General features: G+C 64.0%; 17 protein-coding genes and 1 pseudogene. 4 read left to right on the forward strand and 14 right to left on the reverse strand.

From position 1 onward, the window contains the following. Positions 1 to 100: 100 nt before the first annotated feature. From XarjCFBP7645_RS16075 to XarjCFBP7645_RS21745, 4 genes and pseudogenes are all read right to left on the reverse strand, one after another. Positions 101 to 988 (reverse strand): annotated as a pseudogene (locus XarjCFBP7645_RS16075) (restriction endonuclease); the annotation flags it as partial. A 40-nt stretch (positions 989 to 1,028) separates the two neighbouring features. Beyond that, positions 1,029 to 1,337, reverse strand: a complete 309-nt coding sequence (locus XarjCFBP7645_RS16080; RefSeq protein WP_104538319.1) for a type II toxin-antitoxin system RelE/ParE family toxin — start codon at positions 1,335 to 1,337, stop codon at positions 1,029 to 1,031. A 6-nt stretch (positions 1,338 to 1,343) separates the two neighbouring features. Continuing rightward, positions 1,344 to 1,607 (reverse strand): YlcI/YnfO family protein, encoded by a 264-nt coding sequence (locus XarjCFBP7645_RS16085; RefSeq protein ID WP_104538320.1) that lies wholly within the window; start codon positions 1,605 to 1,607, stop codon positions 1,344 to 1,346. 314 nt (positions 1,608 to 1,921) lie between these two features. Further along, a complete protein-coding gene (locus XarjCFBP7645_RS21745; protein ID WP_181126409.1) occupies positions 1,922 to 3,310 on the reverse strand; it encodes an XVIPCD domain-containing protein in 1,389 nt (462 codons plus the stop codon). A 42-nt stretch (positions 3,311 to 3,352) separates the two neighbouring features. Here XarjCFBP7645_RS21745 and XarjCFBP7645_RS16095 point away from each other — a divergent pair, with 42 nt between their 5' ends. After that, positions 3,353 to 3,571 carry a hypothetical protein gene (locus XarjCFBP7645_RS16095; protein WP_102256910.1) on the forward strand — a complete coding sequence of 73 codons (219 nt, stop codon included), beginning with the start codon at positions 3,353 to 3,355 and terminating at the stop codon, positions 3,569 to 3,571. A gap of 41 nt (positions 3,572 to 3,612) precedes the next feature. Here the strand turns inward: XarjCFBP7645_RS16095 and XarjCFBP7645_RS16100 are convergent, their stop codons facing one another. Continuing rightward, a complete protein-coding gene (locus XarjCFBP7645_RS16100; RefSeq protein ID WP_258079572.1) occupies positions 3,613 to 4,530 on the reverse strand; it encodes a hypothetical protein in 918 nt (305 codons plus the stop codon). A gap of 494 nt (positions 4,531 to 5,024) precedes the next feature. Beyond that, entirely contained in the window at positions 5,025 to 5,615 is a 591-nt protein-coding gene (locus tag XarjCFBP7645_RS16105; protein ID WP_104538322.1) for a TetR/AcrR family transcriptional regulator, read from the reverse strand. A gap of 70 nt (positions 5,616 to 5,685) precedes the next feature. Here XarjCFBP7645_RS16105 and bdcA point away from each other — a divergent pair, with 70 nt between their 5' ends. From bdcA to XarjCFBP7645_RS16120, 3 genes are all read left to right on the forward strand, one after another. Continuing rightward, entirely contained in the window at positions 5,686 to 6,399 is a 714-nt protein-coding gene (gene bdcA / locus XarjCFBP7645_RS16110; protein ID WP_104538323.1) for an SDR family oxidoreductase, read from the forward strand. 255 nt (positions 6,400 to 6,654) lie between these two features. After that, positions 6,655 to 7,518 carry a Smlt3025 familytype IV secretion system inhibitor gene (locus tag XarjCFBP7645_RS16115; protein WP_104538324.1) on the forward strand — a complete coding sequence of 288 codons (864 nt, stop codon included), beginning with the start codon at positions 6,655 to 6,657 and terminating at the stop codon, positions 7,516 to 7,518. Between the two features lie 25 nt (positions 7,519 to 7,543). Next, the gene (locus tag XarjCFBP7645_RS16120) at positions 7,544 to 8,869 is read left to right on the forward strand and encodes a Smlt3024 family type IV secretion system effector (RefSeq protein WP_181126361.1); all 1,326 of its coding nucleotides are present in this window, start codon (positions 7,544 to 7,546) and stop codon (positions 8,867 to 8,869) included. 179 nt (positions 8,870 to 9,048) lie between these two features. On the opposite strand, the gene XarjCFBP7645_RS16125 is transcribed toward XarjCFBP7645_RS16120, so the two are convergent. The 8 genes from XarjCFBP7645_RS16125 to pilH all read right to left on the reverse strand — a co-directional run bounded on the left by XarjCFBP7645_RS16125 (position 9,049) and on the right by pilH (position 16,073). Next, complete coding sequence (locus tag XarjCFBP7645_RS16125) at positions 9,049 to 9,345, reverse strand: type II toxin-antitoxin system RelE/ParE family toxin (protein ID WP_104538325.1); 297 nt, start codon at positions 9,343 to 9,345, stop codon at positions 9,049 to 9,051. A gap of 1 nt (position 9,346) precedes the next feature. Next, positions 9,347 to 9,631, reverse strand: a complete 285-nt coding sequence (locus XarjCFBP7645_RS16130; protein WP_104538326.1) for a ribbon-helix-helix protein, CopG family — start codon at positions 9,629 to 9,631, stop codon at positions 9,347 to 9,349. 577 nt (positions 9,632 to 10,208) lie between these two features. Then, the gene (locus XarjCFBP7645_RS16140; protein WP_104538328.1) at positions 10,209 to 11,501 is read right to left on the reverse strand and encodes an adenylosuccinate synthase; all 1,293 of its coding nucleotides are present in this window, start codon (positions 11,499 to 11,501) and stop codon (positions 10,209 to 10,211) included. A 424-nt stretch (positions 11,502 to 11,925) separates the two neighbouring features. Next, on the reverse strand, positions 11,926 to 12,111 hold the full coding sequence (locus XarjCFBP7645_RS16145) for a DUF2065 domain-containing protein (RefSeq protein WP_104538830.1): 186 nt from the start codon (positions 12,109 to 12,111) through the stop codon (positions 11,926 to 11,928). 182 nt (positions 12,112 to 12,293) lie between these two features. Beyond that, positions 12,294 to 12,758 carry an REP-associated tyrosine transposase gene (locus XarjCFBP7645_RS16150; RefSeq protein WP_104538329.1) on the reverse strand — a complete coding sequence of 155 codons (465 nt, stop codon included), beginning with the start codon at positions 12,756 to 12,758 and terminating at the stop codon, positions 12,294 to 12,296. Between the two features lie 417 nt (positions 12,759 to 13,175). Beyond that, positions 13,176 to 14,039: a protease modulator HflC gene (gene hflC, locus XarjCFBP7645_RS16155; protein ID WP_104538330.1), complete on the reverse strand. Its 864-nt coding sequence runs from the start codon at positions 14,037 to 14,039 to the stop codon at positions 13,176 to 13,178. After that, a complete protein-coding gene (gene hflK / locus XarjCFBP7645_RS16160; RefSeq protein ID WP_104538331.1) occupies positions 14,036 to 15,178 on the reverse strand; it encodes an FtsH protease activity modulator HflK in 1,143 nt (380 codons plus the stop codon). The genes hflC and hflK overlap by 4 nt, the downstream gene beginning before the upstream one ends. Positions 15,179 to 15,686: 508 nt before the next feature. Continuing rightward, complete coding sequence (gene pilH / locus XarjCFBP7645_RS16165) at positions 15,687 to 16,073, reverse strand: twitching motility response regulator PilH (RefSeq protein WP_104538332.1); 387 nt, start codon at positions 16,071 to 16,073, stop codon at positions 15,687 to 15,689. Positions 16,074 to 16,224 lie beyond the last annotated feature (151 nt).

Raw genomic sequence — 16,224 nt, forward strand, 5'->3', positions numbered from 1 at the left:
GTGAAGCCGCTTCAGCGGCACAAAGTAATTTTTCGGCATCGATAGCCACTTCGCCAGGGGTTGTTTCAAGCATGGCGCGCACGATGCTCGGACCTACTTGTTCTTTTCCGGCCAGAAACCAAACCGGCTTGAGCGGCAGACGGGCCCTGGCGATGTCCTCAAGCTGTGAATAGTGCGTGGTCCATAGCTCCACCAACTTCCGCGCATCGATCAGATTGATCCGCCGATGCGACTGCCGCGCTTCGTAGTCGGCGTCCTTGGTGAAACCTGACAACGCGACATGCAGGCCGACATCGCCCTCTCCCAGAACCGCCATAAAGCTGCGCAGGCCCGCCACATCGATCCGCGGCGAGTTGGCATTGCGCTTGACCTGCACCTTGATGCGCGGCGGGCGGGTGCCGAGCGGGTCGTTGTAGGCAATGATGTCGGTGCCACCGTCCTTGCCGGGCGGTGCGACCCAGGCGACGTGGTAGCCCATCGCCCGTAGCAGCGACGCCACGAGTTCCTGGAAGTCATACGGCGGCATCGCGGCGAGGTAGGCCTCGATCTCGGCCCATGCCATTTCTTCGGCTTCTTCCAGCGTGATGCTGGCCGATTCCTCGGTAAGTTCGCCTTCGGGATCGTCGACCTCGTCTGCAACGGGCTGGGCACTCTTCCATTTCTTGTACAGCTGCCCCACCGCGCGGATGAACTGCTCTGGGTCCGGATACGCGTCCAGCGCCGCTTCGCCCTCTGGCGTGAGGGTCCAGATGCCTTTGTCCTTGACCAGCCAGCCGGCCTTGACCGGCGCCACGGTGCTGAAGCGCACGATCTTCTCGAAGCGACGGCCGCCGGTTTCGTAGTCGCCCGCTTCGTACTCGGTGAGCACGACCTGCTTTTCCAGTGCGGCCAGCGCGTCTGCGGCGCGCATGCCCTCCGGCTGGGTCTTGAGGATATGGAACAGCGCACGGGTCAATTCCCCAGTGCGGCGCCTGCTGATATTGGCCATCTACTTCCCCTGTGGCACGACGTTGGCGCTAACGCCGTGCTTAATGATAGTCGTCTTCACGCTGATGCCTGACCGCCAGAACGGTGACGACCTGATCGCTTTCCACCTCAAACAGCAGGACGTAGCCACTGGCACCGAAGCCGATCACCAGCTCGCGCAAGAACGGATCTGCCACCCCCGCCTTGCGGCAGCTCAACGGCGCCAGTTCAAGTACGGTGACGACATCGCCGATGGCCTGCAGCGCACGCTCGGCCACGGTGAAGTCGCCTTCGGCACGCTGTAGCAGCCAGTCGTAAAGACGCGCGAGATCGTCGCGCGCTTGCGGAGTAAAGCGGACGGAAAATCCCACCTTGGTTTAGCCCTTGCGCGCCTTGTCCAGTTGGGACTGCAGCCCGGCAAGCACATCCTTCGCGTCGGTGTACCGGTTGGACGCCTTGGCGCTGTCACGCGAGGCCAGCCCGCGCGCAATGAAGGCTTCCTGCTGCTGACGCTGCTGCACCTGGGCGCGCACGGAGTGCTCGACAAAGCTGGAAAGCGTCTCACCCTCCTGCAACACGGCTTCGGCCGCTTGGCGCAGCGCCGGGTCCACACGGAGCGATGGAAGAGATGCGGATTTCATGGCAGGCCCAGTGCGTTGCAATTGCGATGCATCATCGCAAGCGGGCGCCGGTGCTTCAAGGTTTTCTTTGCAAACCTAAGCCGACGATGTCGCATACACAGCACTTCTCCAAGGGATGCACAGGTCGAGGCCCGCCTGGGCAACCCTGCTTGTGTGGCACCACGAGATCCTTGGGCTTCAATGCCACAGCCAAGTCTGCCTCATTCCATATTCCGGAATATGGAATGAGACGAACAACGTGTTTGTGCAGGCAGTCTCAGCTACACGCTGTCTGGAGCAGCCGTATACAGATCAAAGGCGGAAGCCAGAAGCTCTCATCCAATGCTTCGCGGCTTGACAGCCTCTTCCTGTAGCACCCCTCTCTCCTGCGCCTGACTCTGCGCTTGCGCCAAGGTACGCGCGTCTAGCTCTTGCAGCTTTGCCAGCGATTGCTCCACCGGCGTAGTGACGGCCACGTCGGTGGGCATGCTGGCGCGCAGATGGGCCGGGTTGCTGGGTTCGCCCTGTACCACGAACACGGTGGCACCGGCCGCTGCACGCGATGTTTGGTTGCTCAGCATTACGTGGTCGATGCGCTCGAGCCCGTGCTCCTTTGCCAGATAGGCCAGGCTGGCGCTCATCCGCTCGCTGTGCGCATCGCTGGTACGACCCATGCTGGCGTCCAACCGGCCAACCAAGGTGCTGGCCTGTGCATGCAACGGATGAGGCGCGGGTTGGGCGTCTTCTGCGTCTGCCTGTCGTGGCCTCCCAGGTACAGGCGCTGCAGGCCCGCCGTTCTGCCGCTGCGGCTGGGCCGGCCGATGCCCCTGCTCCTCCTGCCCTGGCTGTACCCCTTCACGCCCTCGCCCTTGGTCCTGATGCTGCTCCCGCACCGGCCCGGGTGTGGTGCTGGTCAGCACGTATTGCCAGCGCGTCTGCGCTGGGTTGCCTTGCACCGCCGCGATGAACCCATCGTACTCGGCTGGATGAATTGTCTGGCAGCCAGCCGAATCGGTACTGCCGCTGGAACCGCGATGAATCTTGAAGGTGTCGTTGAGATTTTGCACACCGTTGAGATCGGCTTGATCAAACCAGCCGTCCGCATTGCTATCCCGCTGTACGCCGCCCCGCCCTGCATCGACTGCCGCCTGACTTGGGCGTAATGCGTTGTCTTGGGTGCCTGGCCGGCTGGGATTTGGGTGCTGCCCCATCCGCATCTCGATGGTGCCTTCGCTCAGGCGACCGAGATCCCTGATGCCATCGGCATTGACATCCTCGCCTTCGATCTTCCTGGGCCTGGTGATGCTTTCAAAGCCTGGCGACGGTGCAAATGTCCTGTTCTCCATGCCGCCTTCCGCACGCGGGCGCCGCCCCGTGTTGCCTGCATGATGATCGTACTGCGCAGTCGGCTCGGTGTTTGCTTGTTGGGCGACCTGCGTATGACGCGTGCCATCGGCATCCTTCCACAGTACGACCAGGCGGTCGTTGTAGACGCCCGTGCCGCCCTGAGCTTCGTTGATGGCAGGGGTTGCCGGATCGTCGCTACGCAAGCTTCCGGCATGCGCGCGATCCTGCATGGCCGCAAGCGTTGAGTTTTCCTGGCGAAGGCCTAATACCACGCGCTCGTTGGGTCGCGAGAGTGCCTCGTGCGCGGCTTCGTTACCTCTCACCTGTACGATGCTGGCGTAGACGTCATAGCGCTGTGCGTCGCTCAAGGCAGCCATTTGCGCTTGCGGCGGAATTGCTGGCTGATTTGATGCGGCTAGTTGCAAGCGTTGCAGCACACTGGCATCCGCAGCGGCGACCGGCCCTTGTTGATGATTGGCGATTGCACCGGCGGACGCTGCGCCGATATAGCGATCCAGTGCGTCACGCACGACCTCTGCCTGGCCTTGTCTGCGCTCATCAAGCATGCGCAGCGCCTCGGCCTGTCGATTGGCGTTGAACAACGCAGAAATCTGGTCGGCAGTCGCACGGATGTCTAAATCGTTGGATCTCGCCATTTCGATGCTCCTTGCAGAAGTGGTCACTCGCTGATGAAACGGTCCTCACCATCTGGATAATCCGCACATGCCGGTTCGCCTGTGCGCTGCTGGCGACAAGGCCACTGCGCTCTATCGACTCGTTCTACCAGCTCGAAGCGTTCGCCTGTCCACCGAAGAAAACCAAAATGGGCGTAAGACCCGACGCGCTTTGGGTCATCGGTGGCCAGCGGCTGGTCAGGATCGAATTCCATCAACCATCGCATTGTCGGCGCCAAGGGCAGCTTGTCATCGAACAGAAAAAGCTCCGAGCCGCCGTGGTCGTTTTGCCGGGCAACATCTTCTGCAGTCAGGCTAGACGCTGGTGGAAACACCGCTGCACTGACATCGCGTGCGGTGCCGTCCTTGGTGACGCGATACGCCTTTCGCCCTTTGCCTGACTGGCACGAGAGGCCAGCTTCGCCCGCGCCACATTTCACCGGCCAGACCAAGTACACCATTTTGTCGGGATCAGCACTTTCAAACGAACGGATCGTCAGATCACCCGCAACCACGGTGAAGTCCGCGCGCCGTCCCAGGCCGGGTGCGGCCACGTATACGGCATCGCGCAGGCGCGCTTCGCGCGCTTGCGGCGAGGCATCGACCGCATCTGCAGGCAGGGCAAGCAATGCAGCCGCCATGTGCGCAGGTGCCGGGCCTTTGCAAAACCCGTCCCTTAGCAAAGGCGCAGTCGAGGAGCCCTGTGATTGCGTACAGTCCACACAGACGGCGCCCATCTGCCGTTCCAGTTTGAATGACACCCAAGGTGAAGGCGTCGCAGCAGGCGCCTGAGGAAAAGACGATGCTTCGTGTGCACCACTTGGGGGTTTTGCGGCAGCCTGTTCCATCGAAAGCCGTGCACACCCAAGCGTCATGATGGACACCAGCGCGGTCGCCACGATGCAATGCGTCAGCTTCTTCACGGGCATCCTTGAACGGAGAGGACGAACGCCACGGACTGTGGCCGCATGAGCAGGCTCGGTCAAGTGACTGAGCGCAGACGAAAACGGTTCAGCGACACTCTCATTTTGGGACCGAAATAGACGCTGTATCCCGCAACGACGCCATCTGGTATGGACTCAGCGCGACTGTCCGGGGTGAGCAGTAATTCGGATAGTTTGAAACGTTTAACCAACACGCTGCGCGCGGCTCCATGTGCTCACCAGCATTGCACAAGGAGGTTGAAGTGGCCTGTGTTAAAGCCAGCCTAGAACCTGGATGTCCCACAGGCGCTGCCCCGTCCTTCCTGATTTGCCGCACCAGTCATCCGACAACGACTTCGCCTGAGCGACGGCCGGTCACGACCATCTCGTACCACCTGCCCATTGCCCGTACTGGGTAGCGGCAAGCGCACCACGATGAGCGAGCAGGTGCGCTCACGCCATCGAAAGCCACCTGCTCCCGCGCCCTCCCTGCACTATCCGCGCAGCGCCGCCCGAAGCGCCTCCCCCGCCAACCGCGCACTCGCCAGCAGACGCTCCAGGCTCTGCCCATGACGGGCGCTGGCGGACAGCCCGGCCATGGTGGTGCTGACGAAATCCGCCAGCCGGTCTGCGTCGTGCGGGCACTGCTTGGCGATGTGGGAGCGAATCAACTCCTGGGCTGCGACATGAAAACCGCAGGCCGCCTCGCGCGCCTGCGCGTCGTTGCTGCGCGTGCCCTCCAGCACCAGGCAGCCGGTGGCGGCGGGGTCTGCGGCGTAGCAGCGGGCGGCCTGTTCCAGTACGTCGGCCAGGGCGTCGGCCAGCGGGCGGGCGGTGTCCAGGATCTGGGGCAACGGGATGGCCCCGGTCTGCGCGTAGCGGTCGAGGATGCGCGCGTACAGGCCGGCCTTGCTGCCGAAGGCGGCGTAGAAACTGGGCGGATTGATGCCCAGTGCCTGGGTGAGGTCGGCCACGCTCAGTGCGTCGTAGCCGCGCGCATGGAACAGCTGCTGCGCGGTGGCGACCGCTTGATCCGGGTCGAATGCGCGCGGCCGGCCGCGGGCCCGGGGGGTTTCTGTAGTCATAGTTACAAAATCCTTGACGGCAGGCGAAAACTATTATGTATTACTCGCTACATTAATTGCGAGGTGGTGCATGTCAGCGTTCAAAGACAAGTCGGTATTGGTGCTCGGTGGCAGCCGGGGGATTGGGGCCGCCATCGTGCGGCGCTTCGTGGCCGAGGGCGCGCGGGTGACGTTTACCTATGCCGGCTCTGCCGACGCGGCGCAGCGCCTGGCCGGTGACACCGGCAGCACCGCGGCACTGGCCGACAGCGCCGACCGCGATGCGGTCATCGCCACGGTACGCCGCAGCGGGCCGCTGGATGTGCTGGTGGTCAACTCCGGCATCGCCTTGTTCGGCGATGCGCTGGACCAGGATCCGGACGCGGTGGACCGGCTGTTCCGCATCAACGTGCACGCGCCCTACCACGCCGCCGTGGAGGCCGCGCGGCAGATGCCACCCGGCGGGCGGATCATCGTGATCGGCTCGGTCAACGGCGACCGCATGCCGCTGCCCGGCATGGCGTCCTACGCGCTGAGCAAATCCGCGCTGCAAGGGCTGGCACGTGGGCTGGCCCGCGACCTCGGGCCGCGTGGCATCACCATCAACGTGGTGCAACCGGGCCCGATCGATACCGACGCCAACCCGGAAAACGGGCCGATGAAAGACCTGATGCACAGCTTCATGGCGATCAAACGCCACGGCCGCGCCGACGAAGTGGCCGGCATGGTGGCCTGGCTGGCGGGTCCGGAAGCGAGCTTTGTCACCGGGGCGATGCATACGATCGATGGTGCGTTTGGAGCGTGAGGCGGCGACGGCGGCGTTGACCACGCTGCAGCTCGACACTTAGTGCGATCAAGGGCGGCAAACGTCCTTCGGCACACGTGGCGAGCTGCCGTTGCACCGCCCGCGTTTTGATCCACGCGCCTTTCCTTCCGGCAGAGCGTGATCGCATTCCCGTGTCGTGCGGCGCATGGCACGGACAATCGCAGGCTTGGCCCTTGCTGTCACGCTGATCCCAAGTTGCCTATAGTTGCGGCGAACCCTGCAATGGATTGACCAATGCACATGATGTCATCCGGCCGGTGCCTGGCTCTTGCACTCGCCATCGCCGTCACCGGCAGTGCCTGTGCACGGACGCCATCACCCGAACAAAAAAGGACTTCCCCCATGTCAGGCACCGTCACCACAGGCCGCACCATCAACGGGCACACCTATTCGGACGCGCCGGTTGACGTAAAGCTGGGGCCGAACACCTTCCGCATCCCCGCCAACTACCTGGACAGCCAGATCGCACCATGGCCGGGCGAAGGCGTGACGCTGGTCATCGAGTGGCCAGACATGACCCCCACCCCGCCCGGGGCACGGGCAAACCCGCGTACGAATGATTTCCGCAAAGAAATTTCCGTGTCTATCGACTATGTCGACCGTGTTCCTATTGAGGTATTGCTTGAGCGTTTCTCGTCAAACGATAAGCGTACAGAGGCAGACTCAGTTGAGCGGGGCAATCCTGTCGCCCGGCTCGATCTCCGCATCGCACAGCCTGAAGCATTCGGATTAACGCCCTATGCCATTGATGAGGAGAAGATGGCGGCATATGTAAAAGCGTATGAAGCCCACCACGGCGAGCCTCCGACGCGCAACCCTGCGTTTGAAGACGACTGGTACGTCGCGCGCGACTCCAGCGGCAATTTGACCACGTTCATTAAGTGCGACAGCAAAAAATTTCGAGCAGATGGCGTTCGGCTGGAGGGATCTGAAGTGGTCCATGAAAAAAGTGCCGTTGCTGCAAGTTGCGTCCACTACTTCTCTGACATCGAAAACAAACTTTCCATCAGTCTCAACTACAAGCGTGCATTCCTGAAGGACTGGAAGCGCATGGAAGATGCGGTGAGGGGCGTATTAACCCGCAGTAAAATTCGGTGATTAGCGTATTTACAGGGAGTAGCCGGTGAGCGGACTGAGTGAGCAGGATCTGGAAATTCTTTCCAGCTATGCAAATAAAGGCAATCGCGAGCTGTATTGGAACTATCTCTCGCAGCTTGATGGAGCAGACGGCTATGGGACGCTGGCATTAGGCGTCGTGCGCAACGACAGCTTGCCAGGGCAAGTGGCTAACAATTACGCGCAAGACTATGCCAAGACACAGCGCGATACTGGCTCGCGCTTTGCCAATGCTGAATTGAGCGAACGCCAGTGGGAAGAGTTCGGGCAAACGCTGCTCAAGAAGGATTTTGAGCTTCGACAAGCTTGGTTCGACAAAGAGCGTCCGGATATGGCACTGAACCTTCCCGGCAAGGACGTCATGCGAGCACACGACCAAGCCTTCCTGGACCATGAGCTCGACCCCAACTGCTGGACCCCACGCGTCCTCCTGCAAGCAGCCCTGGAAAAAAGCGGTCCCCAAAAGCTAGAACAGATCTGGACCAACATGCTCGACAACGAGTACGGCGGCGCTGCCCGTATCAGGAACACGGGCTACGAGACCTTTGCGCAGATGGGACTGGCGGCCGGCAGCCAGTACCTGGCCAAGCTCGGCACCACCGAGGCGATCCAGATGCTGGAAGGCCGCTCAGCCGTCGACCCCAACGTCATCGGCAGCAACAGCTTCTACGCGATGTACTTTGAAAAAGAGCAGAAATGGATGAACGTCAGCGCAGGCGGCGGGCATCTTTCCATGCGCGAAGAAACACATCCCGGCCGTATCGCCGAACTCGACGATGCCCGCGCCGTGCGTCTGGAACGGCAGCAGAAAGCCACGCAGTTCCACGAAGACGATCCGCACCGCTCCATTACCCGCAGCCCGCTCACGGTATCGGTCGACGGGCTGCCCGATCGGATGCAGCCGCCCACCAAACTCGCCGATATCGGCCCTGAGCACCGGGACTACGCATTGCTGCAGCAGGTGCGCGCAGGCGTGAACGCGATCGATGCGCAAGCCGGACGCACACCGGACGAGAACAGCGAGCGCCTCATCGCCAGCGTGATGACCCTCGCACGCCAGAACAACCTGGACCGGGCCGACCACGTGGTGCTGAGCCAACAGACTGCAGACAGCCCCGCCGGCCGCCACGTGTTTGTGGTGCAGGGCGAGTTGAACGACCCGGCGCATCTGCGTGCCCACATGCCGACCGACGTGGCCGTGCAGACGCCGGTGGAGCAGTCGCTGCACCAGCTAGAAGTCGCCACTACCGATCGCCAGCAGGCGTTGGCGCAGAGCCAACAGCAGGAGATGGACAACCGGCAGCGTGAGAGCGCGTCGATGCGCATGGGATAACGGCAGCGCTGGGCCGACAGCGAGGCGTTGCGGCGTTTTTTGTCCATGATGTGCAGGCAGCCGCGGTTGGTAGCGCCGGCGTGGCGCGCGACGATCCCCGGTAACGGCTTGCGCGGGTCGGGTGGCAATGCATCGAATAACAGGGGCGCCGGGCTACAGCGATCAGAGAACTGCGGACGTCACGGCCCCGCAAAGCCCGCCTCGCGTTGCAAGCGAACGGCCAGCACAAACACCGTGTCGATCTGCGCGACATGGCAGTACAGCGCCAGATAGCCGTGCGCGCCGCGACCGATCACCAGTTCGCGCTTGTCGCCGCCAGCCGGCCGGCCGATCAGCGGATTGGTTTCCAGCACATCGATTGCCGCAATGATCCCGCGCAGGCGTGCTGCGACATGCGCCGCCTCGTGGCGCTGAAGGTAGTCGAAGATCCGCTCAAGATCCTGTGCAACCTCCGGTGCCAGTTCGATACGCGCCATGCTACCGGGCTAGTTTGCGGGCCGTGGGACGCTTTGCCGGCTCGGCGGCCATGCGCTTTTCCAGATAGCCACGCATGTCGTCCCAGGCGATGGTCTTCCCAGACGCGACAATGCCGGCATACCGCTGCTCGGCAATTGCATCGAAATCGGCACGACGCTCGACCGATTCCGCCTTTTCGGCGATCGCTTCCAGGATGAAATTATGTGCCGTCGTGCCGCCCCGCTTGGCTGCTGCAGCAACGCGCATCTTGAGTTCGTCTGGAAGACGGATGGTTGTAGTGCTCATGAAATCCTCGAGCTTATGGGTTGCGCACGCGCAAATGTAGCACAGCCGTGTCACAGCACCTTGCATCTACACCGCATGCCGGTTGCCTGCGTGCTCGAAAGCAACCGCGTCCGAGCGGGCGCCTACGCGCCTCTCCCAGGGCGGACCGGGGCACTCCACTGACAGCGTGAGGCACCTAAAGCACCGCAACCATGCGTGCGAGTCAGGGTCCCCGCACCCCTTCTGATTTTGCAAGCACGCTTCGCTCCCCACCTCCAGGTGACTGCCGGCGCGGCAAAGTGAGTCAATGGCGTGGTGGCTGGGCTTGGCGATGCGCGGCACCTGGGTGGTGATGGCCGATGTGGCGGTAACCGGTGCGGATTCGGCGGCGTGGGCGGTGCCGGTCAGGGCGATGACGATCGCCCGGGGAAGACGCATGCGAGTTCCCGTGGACGGGGCAAAGGCGCAGGCTTTGCAGTGCCGGCGATGACCCTCGCTCGCGCATCGCCAAAGGTCTTGCCACTGCTCAGCAATCCTCAAATGCCAACGGCCCGGACAAGCCGGGCCGTTGGACGATGCCGCGTCTGGGGTCAGCCGATCAGGCGAACGGATCCTGCAGCACCATCGTGTGGTCACGATCCGGGCCGGTGGAGACGATCGAGATCGGGCAGCCGGCCAGTTCTTCCAGCGCGCGCAGGTAGGCGCGCGCGGCCACCGGCAGCTTGTCCCACTCGGTGATGCCGTGGGTGTTTTCGGTCCAGCCCGGGAACTCCAGGTACACCGGGGTGCACTCTTCCCAGCCCTGCGCGTCCAGCGGGGCGTACTCGGTACGCTTGCCGCGGTATTCGTAGGCGATGCAGACCTTGAGCTTTTCCATGCCGTCGAGCACGTCGAGCTTGGTGATGCACAGGCCGGAGATGCCGTTGATGGCCACCGCACGCTTGAGCGCGACGATGTCCATCCAGCCGCAACGACGCGGCCGGCCGGTGGAGGCGCCGTACTCGGCACCGCGGTCGCGGATGCCCTGGCCCACTTCGTCGTCCAGCTCGGTCGGGAATGGGCCGCCACCCACGCGGGTGGCGTAGGCCTTGGCGATGCCCAGCACGTAGTCGATCGCATCGGCGCCCACGCCGGTGCCGGCCAGTGCGCCGCCGACAGTGGTGTTGGAGCTGGTGACGTACGGATAGGTGCCGTGGTCGATGTCCAGCAGCGCGCCCTGCGCGCCTTCGAACAGCACGCGCTTACCCTGCTTGCGCAGGTCGTGCAGGATGCCGGCCACGTCCGACTTCATCGGCTGCACGTACTCGCCGAAGGCCAGCGCTTCGTCGAAGGTCTTCTGGAAGTCCACCGCTTCCACGCCCAGGTACTTGGTCAGCACGAAGTTGTGGTAGTCCAGCGCGGTGCGCAGCAGCTCTTCCAGCTGCGGCGGGTAATGCAGGTCGGCGATGCGGATACCGCGGCGGGCAACCTTGTCCTCGTATGCCGGGCCGATACCGCGGCCGGTGGTACCGATGGCCTTGCCGCCGGCCGCCTTCTCGCGCGCCTGATCCAGGGCGATGTGGTACGGCATGATCAACGGCGCGGCCGGGGAGATCTTCAGGCGCGAGCGCACTTCCACGCCGGCACCTTCCAGCTCGCTGATTTCCTTGATCAGCGCGGCCGGAGAGATCACCACGCCATTGCCGATCAGGCACAGCGCGTCGTCGCGCAGGATGCCGGACGGAATCAGGTGCAAGACGGTCTTCTTGCCGTTGATGACGAGCGTGTGGCCGGCATTGTGACCACCCTGGAAGCGGACCACCGCACCGATCTCTTCGGTAAGCAGATCGACGATCTTGCCCTTGCCTTCATCGCCCCACTGGGCACCGAGCACGACAACTGACTGACCCATGACGGGTGAACTCCTGAGTTTTGCTGCGGCCATCGGGGCCGCGGGATGGGACCGGTTCACGACTGGCGGCGCCACCTGGCGCGCGGCTCCATCGGGGAGCGTTGCAGCGGCGCGTGAAGCCCTGACACGGAAAAAGCCGAACGAGGTGCCCTGTATGAGCGTGCCCGGCCGGCTTTTGTGCATTATCCGGGTTTCCGGTGGCGTGCACTACCCCTGGCGCACGGCGGATCGGGGGCCGGTCAGATTGCGGCTGGCCGTCGGTTGCGCGGCGCTCCGAGCGCTGCCGGCCCCTAGCCTGGGAGATCCCGTAGCGACAATCCCAATGGCTCGTAGGAGCGCACCCGGGCGCGACAGGCTACCGGTGAAGCCGTCGCGCCCGGGTGCGCTCCTACGCTGCCCGTTGCGGTCGGGATGGACCAACCACTCAGTGGCGCACCACCCACAGCGCGATCGCGCCCAGCACCAGCGTCACACCGCCAATCGCACGCAGTTGCGCGGTGGGCAGACTGAACAGTTGCTCGGCCATGCGCTTCCAGGCGGTGGGCGCGGCAAACAGCAGCAGGCCTTCGACGACGGCGATCAGGCATAACGCGGACAAGAATTCGTGCATCAGCAACACCGGGACGTAGGGAACTGCAGTGTGCCGCGTCCGCAGCCTCCACGCGCCCCGCGTAGGAGCGCACCCGGGCGCGACGGGCGTTCCCGGTAAAGCCGGTCGCGCCCAGGTGCGCGCCTACGCGGCGGAGTGCGGCAAACGGTAAGCACGCAGTAGTTCTGCCGGCGGCTCGAAGCTCAGAGCCAGATCGCGTTCCAGAACGGATAATCACCGATGTGGGTGACCAGCCCGGCCCGGAGCGGATTGGCGATGAGGTAACGCGCGGCTGCGTGCAGGTCGTCGTCTTTGCGCAACGCGTGGTCGTGATAGCTGCGGCTCCAGACCGGTGCGTGATGCTGCCGCTGATCGTTCACCGAACGCGCTGCGCACGCTTTCATGCGTGAGACGGCGTCGGCCAAAGAGGTGACGCTCCCCAGTTGCAACAGCCAATGCGCATGATCGGGCATCAATACCCAGGCCAGCAGCCTGGCATCGCAAGGCGTTGCTGCGGTGAATGCGCGGCAGGCGGTTGCTGCAAGCAGAAAATCTGCGAACACGGCGCGACGCTGCCACGTCGTGGTGGCCAACAGGTAAACGCTGTTGGGCGAAGACTGCCTGCCGCGGCGCAGCGCGCGATGCCCTGGAGAGTCGATGTTGGCCATGGCGCGATGCTGACGGCCTTGGACAACGCGGGATATCGGCGGTTGCCGCGTTCTGCGCTAGGGGATCCAGGTGGCGGTTGACTGTCAAAGGCAGCGGGGGTCTGCCGGTAAGGCCCGTCGCGCCCGGGTGCGCTCCTACCGGGACGTGTCTGACCAGCACGAGAGAGGCGCGCCAGGCAGCTGCGGATTCCGGACATGACCCATTAGCATCGCAGTCCATGAAACGCCATGCGCCCGATCCATCGGCCGGCGCGCGCCGCGCGTAGGAGCGCACCTGGGCGCGATGGGCGTTACCGGTAATGCTTCATCGCGCCCGGGTGCGCTCCTACGCGCGGCGCGCGCATGCCTGCTCGGCAGTGACAGGCACCTACAAAAACGCCCGCATCACGCGGGCGTTTTCGATTCAAAGCAGAGCGATCAACGATCGCTCTTGAGGTACTGCAGGAACGGATCGTTCTTATCCAGCACCACCACGCCGTTGCCATCGGTCATGGAGCTGCGATATGCCTCCAGGCTGCGATAGAACGCATAGAACGACGGATCCTTGGATCCGGCCTGGCCGTAGATGCGGGCTGCGTCGGCATCGCCTTCGCCGCGCAACTTCTGCGCATCGCGCTCAGCGTCGGCCACGATCACGGTGGACTCGCGGTCGGCCTGGGCGCGGATGGTCAGGGCCTGCTCCTCGCCTTCGGCGCGCAGCTTGCTGGCTTCCTGCTTGCGCTGGGCGCGCATGCGCTCGTAGACGTCGGTAATCACCTGGCTGTCGGTCGGCAGATCGATCTGCTTGATGCGCAGGTCGGTGATCTGCATGCCCAGGCCCTTGATCGCGCCGTTGATGCCCTTGAGCTGGTTGGCGATCAACTCGCTGCGATCACCGGAGACCAGCTGCTGCAACGTGCGCGAGTTGATCTGGTTACGCAGCGAGTCGGTGATGATCGGGGCCAGGCGCGAATTGGCCACCGACTCCTCGCCACCGGTGGCGCGATAGAACGCCCGCACATCGGAGATGTAGCCGATGGCGAAGAAGTCCACGCTGACGTCTTTCTGCTCGGCAGTGAAGTAGCGCGCCGGGGCGGTGTCCAGCACCTGGAAGCGGCGATCGAACACGCGCACCGATTCCACCACCGGGATCTTGAAGTGCAGGCCGGGCTTGAGGTCGGCACGCACCACGCGGCCCAGGTTGAGCACCATGGCGGTCTGGTCCTCGCGCACCACGAACACCGAGCCCATCAGGGTCAGCAACACGGCGACGATCAGGCCGATGACTAGCGAATTCTTCATTGTTCGGTTCCCTCACGGCCGGTCGGGCGCGGGCCGCGCTCCGGATTGCGGATGCCCTCGCTGCCGCCAGTGGCTTGCGGCGGATTCAACAGCACATCCTGCGGCACCATCGACGGCATGCCGCTGTTGCCCGCAGCACCGCTGGTGCTGGCGGACTTGCTGGCGTCGGCCGGCAGCGGCACGTAGATGACCTGGCGGCCATCGCTGCCGATCACCTTGCGGTTCTCCGACAGCACCTTCTGCACGGTTTCCAGCCACAGGCGCTTGCGCGTGACCTCGGGGGCGTTGGCGTACTGCTCCTGCAACAGCGTGAAGCGATCGGCGTCGCCCTCGGCCTTGGAGATCACCGCCTGCTTGTAGCCTTCGGCGCCGGTCCGGGTGCGCGCACCCTGGCCGCGTGCCTCGGGCACCACCTTGGCGGCGTAGGCCTGGGCCTCGTTGATCAGGCGCTCGCGCACCTGCTGGGCGCCGTTGACCTCGTCGAAGGCCGGCTTCACTTCTTCGGGCGGACGCGCGTCGGGCAGGGTCACACCGGTGACGGCCAGACCGGTGTTGTAGGCATCCAATGCCGCCTGCAGGCGGTCCTTGGAGGCAATGGCCAGCGGGCCGCGATTGTTGAGCACGGTATTGAGGTCGGAACGACCGACCTGCTCACGTACCGCACTCTGCGCGGCCTGCTCCAGCACCAGATCGGCATTGCGCGAACCGAACAGGTACTTGCGCGGGTCGCTGATCTGGTACTGCACGTTGAGCGAGACGTTGACGATGTTCTCGTCGCGGGTCAGCACCGGCACCTGGTTGCTGAAGGTCTTGATCTCGGTGGCGTTGACCTTGCGCACCGACTCGACCGGCCAGGGCAGCTTGAAGTTGGGGCCGGGCTGCAGGATGCGCGAGAACTGGCCGAAGCGCAGCACCACGCCACGCTGCTGCTCGCCGATGAGCTGGAAGCTGGAGAACAGCACCATCAGCACCACCGCAACCAGAATCCAGCGCCCCACGCCGCCATCGAACAGCTCTTTCAACGGGGCGGGCAGATTGCCCCAGCCACCACCGTTGCCACCACCGCGCGGGTCCCAGGACCTGCGACGGTTGGGGTCCGGGCCGTCTCCGCCCTTGTTGCCGGGTGTGTTCCAGGCCATGCACGCTCCGTGATCGAGGGGCTGTGCGGGCCAGTCCCGCAGTGCCGCCGTGTTGTGTGATTCGATGATTCTACTAGATGGGGCAGACCGACCGTTTTGAAAGGCCTCAACCGGCGCATGCCGATTTAGCCGCCGGGGTGCATCGAGCGGGGGGAAGGGAATCGGGCGATGGCAGGGCGCGCACCGCCGATGCGCTCTTGCGGGCCGGAAAGGGGCCGACGTTCCGGCCCTGGCTGTCGGGGAGCAGCCAGACGATGCAACCGGGCCTGTGGGCAATCAACCTGCCGCCTGCGGGCGATCGCCCAGCATGCAGCCGATGGCCTACGAACACTGATGGGCAGATGGCGGGGAACGCGTCGTTGGTTACGGCATCAGCATCGGGGGGCGAGAGTCGCCGGCACTGGCCAACGCGGCCGAACGCGGTCGGTTAAGCATGCCTCCGTCGATCGCGCCGGCCGCCATCGCGCGCCGCTTCATCACACTGCCAGGCCACAGCGCGCCCAAGTACTTATACGGTCGGCGGTTCGTCTTTCTGGTTGAACACGCGCTCCATCACTTCCAGCAACTCGTCTGCGGAGAACGGCTTGGTGATGTAGGCGCGCGCGCCTTGGCGCATGCCCCACATGCGATCGGTGTCCTGGTCCTTGGTGGTCACCAGGATCACCGGGATGTGCTGGGTGGCCGGCTCGCGCTTGAGCGTACGCGTGGCCTGGAAGCCATTGAGGTTGGGCATCACCACATCCATCAGCACCAGATCCGGCAACGAGGACTTGGCCGCTTCCACGCCGGCAGCACCATCGGTTGCGGTGATCGTTTCGTGCCCCAGCTTCTCGACGATGCGCTGAATCCCCAGCAGCTGCGACGGCGAGTCGTCGACGATCAGAATGCGTGCCATGCGTTTCCCCTAGTGTGCGCGGCGAGTGTAGTGCGCCGGCCGCGCTTTCGGTAGCTGGGCCAGGGGGTGCGCCCGGCGATGCGGTTGCGATGTGTGATCCGGTGGCGCGTTGCTGGTGTGCTGTCCAACGCGTACTACGTTGGACAGGGCG

Origin of the sequence: Xanthomonas arboricola (assembly GCF_002940665.1) — a bacterium.
GTDB classification, from domain to species: domain Bacteria; phylum Pseudomonadota; class Gammaproteobacteria; order Xanthomonadales; family Xanthomonadaceae; genus Xanthomonas; species Xanthomonas arboricola_B.

Coding starts and splice junctions, on each gene's coding strand:
- XarjCFBP7645_RS16145 (WP_104538830.1), bottom strand. CDS start 12,111: ATGCACGAATTCTTGTCCGCGTTATGCCTGATCGCCGTCGTCGAAGGC.
- pilH (WP_104538332.1), bottom strand. CDS start 16,073: ATGGCACGCATTCTGATCGTCGACGACTCGCCGTCGCAGCTGCTGGGG.
- hflK (WP_104538331.1), bottom strand. CDS start 15,178: ATGGCCTGGAACACACCCGGCAACAAGGGCGGAGACGGCCCGGACCCC.
- XarjCFBP7645_RS16130 (WP_104538326.1), bottom strand. CDS start 9,631: ATGAGCACTACAACCATCCGTCTTCCAGACGAACTCAAGATGCGCGTT.
- XarjCFBP7645_RS16150 (WP_104538329.1), bottom strand. CDS start 12,758: ATGGCCAACATCGACTCTCCAGGGCATCGCGCGCTGCGCCGCGGCAGG.
- XarjCFBP7645_RS16115 (WP_104538324.1), top strand. CDS start 6,655: ATGCACATGATGTCATCCGGCCGGTGCCTGGCTCTTGCACTCGCCATC.
- XarjCFBP7645_RS16140 (WP_104538328.1), bottom strand. CDS start 11,501: ATGGGTCAGTCAGTTGTCGTGCTCGGTGCCCAGTGGGGCGATGAAGGC.
- bdcA (WP_104538323.1), top strand. CDS start 5,686: ATGTCAGCGTTCAAAGACAAGTCGGTATTGGTGCTCGGTGGCAGCCGG.
- XarjCFBP7645_RS16105 (WP_104538322.1), bottom strand. CDS start 5,615: ATGACTACAGAAACCCCCCGGGCCCGCGGCCGGCCGCGCGCATTCGAC.
- XarjCFBP7645_RS16085 (WP_104538320.1), bottom strand. CDS start 1,607: ATGAAATCCGCATCTCTTCCATCGCTCCGTGTGGACCCGGCGCTGCGC.
- XarjCFBP7645_RS16125 (WP_104538325.1), bottom strand. CDS start 9,345: ATGGCGCGTATCGAACTGGCACCGGAGGTTGCACAGGATCTTGAGCGG.
- hflC (WP_104538330.1), bottom strand. CDS start 14,039: ATGAAGAATTCGCTAGTCATCGGCCTGATCGTCGCCGTGTTGCTGACC.
- XarjCFBP7645_RS21745 (WP_181126409.1), bottom strand. CDS start 3,310: ATGGCTGCCTTGAGCGACGCACAGCGCTATGACGTCTACGCCAGCATC.